Source organism: Bacillus sp. AP50, assembly GCF_040492675.1.
Classification (GTDB): domain Bacteria; phylum Bacillota; class Bacilli; order Bacillales; family Bacillaceae_G; genus Bacillus_A; species Bacillus_A cereus.
Window position 1 is genome coordinate 1 of the sequence record NZ_JBEUTW010000390.1, and the last position, 3,857, is coordinate 3,857.

Genomic DNA, 3,857 nt, shown 5'->3' on the forward strand with positions numbered 1-3,857 from the left:
TTTTAGTGAATATATAAAATAATTAACTTAGTGTATTAAAGATATGATACATGATTATTTTAATATATTTAAAAGTAAAATGAAATAAGAAACGGATAATTGTCGGAATATATTCGATTTCCTTTCATTTTTATGAAATATGTGTACTTTTTGTTAGATTCCTTCATTTTGTGCATATACAATAAATGTATATAGAAATAAGAAAAGGATGATGTACGTGAAGGACACTGTTTTACAAGAAACGATTTCTCCACAAGAATTACATAAAGTTGTTCAAAAGAATACAGCTTATTATGACTTTAAGTGGGGGAAAGTAGAAAATCCAGCGCAAGGGAATACATGGAATTGGGTAGCCTTTTTCTTCCCAACTTTTTGGTTAGCTTATCGAAAAATGTATAAGTTATTTATTATATTTGCGTTATTGGCTATACCTAGTATAGTTATACCCCCTTTTATAGATATTCCAGATGGGATTTATGTAACATTTAATTTAGCTCTTCAATTAGGAATGATGATATTTACTGGATGGCAAGGAAACCGTTTATATTACAAGCATGCTGTTCGTGTTTTTCGTAAGGGAGAAGATTCGTCTGATCATGAGAAGGCGTATTTCTTACAATCAAAGGGTGGCGTAAGTATTGCTGGTATGATTGGTTTACAGGTTATAGTCGGGATTGTGTTTGGGTTAGCTGCGCTCGGGCTGTCCTTTTTACCAACTGAACCGAATATTAAAAACGTTGTTCGTTCAAGTGGTGAAGGGGTTACTTTAGAGATTATGACTGATAATCCAACTTGGAAGTTTGTTAAGAAAGAAAAAGATTATGACGTAGTAGAGTTTACTGGTTATGATTATACAGAGAAGAAAAACGTGAAAATTAAATTTGCTGTTTATTTCGATGAAGATTATTTCGAGTGGCAAGAGGTATATGAAAATAATAAGAAGTTAAGTGAAGAAGAAGTGGAAGAATATCAAATTTACATTGAAGAAAATAATTTGGGTTTCTAGAGAGAACTCGTTCATTTTGAAAAGAAGAATCTTGTGAAGGTTCTTCTTTTGTTTATTAGGGGGAGAGAAATGATTTCAGCATGAATAGAAGCTCTAATAGGATCTATTAGTTTAAGTACGGGTTTACACACGAAAAAGATTGATGTTAACATACGTTACTTGCAGCAGTATGAATGGTTTCGAATGATATATGAAGACGAGAAGTATCGAAAGTTATTTATTACGAACTACAAAGTTCGCTCATATTTACAAAGTAAGCTAAGAGTTCGATTGCTCGTAAAAAATAAAAATGCACAACGAAGATTTTTAAAATTAGTAGAAGAGCAAATAGAAAAACGGCATACAAATTGAAATTTTGTAAAATACAATAAAAAATGAGAATTTGAGGTAGGGTTGTCAATAACGTGAGACTATGGCACTATAAAGAAATGCTATACAAATTTTATTTATCGAGATGTAAACATCAATTTTGATTTTTACGTATAAATAATGAACGGAGGAAATGAATTTATGGCTACTTTACCAAATTGTCCAAAATGTAATTCAGAATATACGTATGAGGATGGCGTTCTTTTCGTATGTCCAGAATGTGCTCATGAGTGGGGCCAAGAAGCAGAAGCTGAAAATAATGATGGTGCAAAAGTTGTAAAAGATGCGAACGGAAACGTTCTTCAAGATGGCGATGCTGTTACTGTTATTAAAGATTTAAAAGTAAAAGGAACTTCTTCAGTTGTGAAGATCGGTACGAAAGTAAAGAGTATCCGTCTAGTTGATGGCGATCACGATATCGATTGCAAAATCGACGGTTTCGGAGCTATGAAGTTAAAATCACAGTTCGTTAAGAAGGCGTAAGTAAATAGAAGAGGAGGCGAATAGCCTCCTCTTTTTATTATGTCACTTTTTGTCGGTAAATCGATATTTCTTACAAAATCGTTGATATATTCTGAGTTATGATAGATATATTTGAAAAATCGTTGATATATTGCAAGTTATGATAGATATATTGAAAAAATCGTTAATATAATTTCACTCACCGAGAACGATGCATCATTTACTGAGCGAAAGTTACGATTTACCTCGCATCATAGTCAACCTCTTTCAACTGACATCGCTTATTAAAGAACGTTTTATATCCAAGCTGTAAAAAGATAATGACAGCAAAGGCAGTACTTCCAGAAATACCGAGTATGATGGCAATTTGATATTGAATGGCTGTGAATGGTGATACACCGGATAATATTTGACCAGTCATCATGCCTGGTAAGCTTATAATTCCCATTCCGACCATAGAATTAATTGTTGGTAAAATAGCAGAGTCAAAAGCTTCTCGAATGAGCGGAGCAGCAGCTTCTTTCGGTGTTGCGCCGAGCATAAGTGCACCTTCAATTTGACCTCTTTGCGATTTCATATTGTTTAAGAACGTATTTGCACCAAGAGAAACACCAGTCATGGCATTCCCAACTAACATTCCTGTAATAGGGACGATATATTGCGGAGCATACCAAGGGTCATGACCGATAATAACAAAGATAAATAGTAGAAGTGGCCCAATTGATCCGGCGACCATGGAAAGGGCGGCTACTCGTTTTAATTCTTTAGACATTGGGATGTTAACTCGTTTATAAATATTAAAAATTGCAAAGGTAGTAATAGAAGTGATGAGAGCGATTGTATAAAATGGATTACTGTTTTCAAATACGTATGTAAGGACATATGCAACAAGTACGAGCTGAATGGTCATACGGAATGTTGCGAGCGCGATTTGTTTTTCGCGAGGTATTCCTTTTAATTTTACAAGTCCAATTAAAATAAGAATGAAAATATAGGCAGCTGCAAGTTGCCAAATTTGGAGTTCAATAACGCCCTTCAACTGAGAGCACTTCCTTTCTAGTTGCACCCTTTGTTTTGCTAATTTCAATAATATCATCTGCAATTTCTTCTGGAAGTTGTTGTGAGTGTGTGATGAAGATAACTGTTTTTTTCTTTTTTCGTGCTAGTTCAGTAAATTGTTTCATTACGCGTCGTTCTGTATCACTATCTAATGCTGAAGTTGGCTCATCTAATAAATAGACAGGCGGATCCATAAGTACGATACGTGCAAAGGCAAGTCTTTGTTTTTCACCGCCGGATAATGAGGAGGTGCTATCTTCTAATTGCTTGTCTAAGCTAACGGTTTGTAATGCACTCCGCAGGGCATCATCATTTGGAAATGGTTTTTCAGAAAGACGAAGTCCCATTAATAGGTTGTCTTTAACGGTTCCATCAAAAATAGGTGGAGTTTGCCCAAGCATAACTACGTCACGACGTAATTGAATAGGGTAATAATCAGAAATTAACTTTCCGTTATATTCAATTGTACCGGATGTTGGGGATTGTAAATCGTTTAACATGCGAAGTAATGTGCTTTTTCCGCTTCCGCTTTCACCGATAATACAAGTAATCTTTTCTTTTTGAATCTGTAAATAAGGAATGTGTAGTATATCTTTATATATAACGTCTTTTAATATAAACATAAATCGCTCCTTTCTGATTCTAGTTATATCGTATCAAAGAAAGAGGGGAAAATGGTTATAACGAACAACGTTTTTTCTTCGTCTTGAGTTTTATTAATAAGTTAAGTAAACGATCTAATTCTTGGCTGAAAGAAATCACTTTATCATGAGTGAATCCGTATCGTTCAACGAGATAGATTAGCTCTTTCTTTTTCGCTTCTATTCGATTGTTTAGTTTCGATAAGTTCATAAGTGGAATGTAATGCCTCCTACAAAAGTATTTATCACATGAAAAATAAGACCGAATGAACTCGGTCTTAAAGGAAGTAATAAAACAACTTACAAATAGCATACAATGT

Annotated in this window: 6 protein-coding genes; 3 read left to right on the forward strand and 3 right to left on the reverse strand. The window is 34.1% G+C overall.

Translation table 11 applies throughout. The features are described 5' to 3' along the window. Positions 1 to 208: 208 nt before the first annotated feature. The 3 genes from ABWK52_RS23045 to phnA all read left to right on the forward strand — a co-directional run bounded on the left by ABWK52_RS23045 (position 209) and on the right by phnA (position 1,858). The gene (locus ABWK52_RS23045; RefSeq protein WP_141537406.1) at positions 209 to 1,006 is read left to right on the forward strand and encodes a DUF2628 domain-containing protein; all 798 of its coding nucleotides are present in this window, start codon (positions 209 to 211) and stop codon (positions 1,004 to 1,006) included. A gap of 84 nt (positions 1,007 to 1,090) precedes the next feature. Further along, positions 1,091 to 1,357: a hypothetical protein gene (locus tag ABWK52_RS23050; RefSeq protein WP_224765022.1), complete on the forward strand. Its 267-nt coding sequence runs from the start codon at positions 1,091 to 1,093 to the stop codon at positions 1,355 to 1,357. A 159-nt stretch (positions 1,358 to 1,516) separates the two neighbouring features. Continuing rightward, on the forward strand, positions 1,517 to 1,858 hold the full coding sequence (gene phnA, locus ABWK52_RS23055) for an alkylphosphonate utilization operon protein PhnA (protein WP_000212737.1): 342 nt from the start codon (positions 1,517 to 1,519) through the stop codon (positions 1,856 to 1,858). Between the two features lie 220 nt (positions 1,859 to 2,078). Here phnA and ABWK52_RS23060 read toward each other — a convergent pair whose 3' ends face one another. From ABWK52_RS23060 to ABWK52_RS23070, 3 genes are read right to left on the reverse strand one after another with little or no spacing between them, the layout of a single operon-like run. After that, a complete protein-coding gene (locus ABWK52_RS23060; RefSeq protein ID WP_097796600.1) occupies positions 2,079 to 2,876 on the reverse strand; it encodes an ABC transporter permease in 798 nt (265 codons plus the stop codon). Next, positions 2,860 to 3,519 carry an ABC transporter ATP-binding protein gene (locus tag ABWK52_RS23065; RefSeq protein WP_000470265.1) on the reverse strand — a complete coding sequence of 220 codons (660 nt, stop codon included), beginning with the start codon at positions 3,517 to 3,519 and terminating at the stop codon, positions 2,860 to 2,862. Before ABWK52_RS23065 ends, ABWK52_RS23060 begins: the two co-directional genes overlap by 17 nt. A 55-nt stretch (positions 3,520 to 3,574) precedes the next feature. After that, positions 3,575 to 3,748, reverse strand: a complete 174-nt coding sequence (locus ABWK52_RS23070) for an aspartyl-phosphate phosphatase Spo0E family protein (RefSeq protein WP_001054089.1) — start codon at positions 3,746 to 3,748, stop codon at positions 3,575 to 3,577. Positions 3,749 to 3,857: the final 109 nt, after the last annotated feature.

Coding starts and splice junctions, on each gene's coding strand:
- ABWK52_RS23045 (WP_141537406.1), top strand. CDS start 209: ATGATGTACGTGAAGGACACTGTTTTACAAGAAACGATTTCTCCACAA.
- phnA (WP_000212737.1), top strand. CDS start 1,517: ATGGCTACTTTACCAAATTGTCCAAAATGTAATTCAGAATATACGTAT.
- ABWK52_RS23065 (WP_000470265.1), bottom strand. CDS start 3,519: ATGTTTATATTAAAAGACGTTATATATAAAGATATACTACACATTCCT.
- ABWK52_RS23070 (WP_001054089.1), bottom strand. CDS start 3,748: ATGAACTTATCGAAACTAAACAATCGAATAGAAGCGAAAAAGAAAGAG.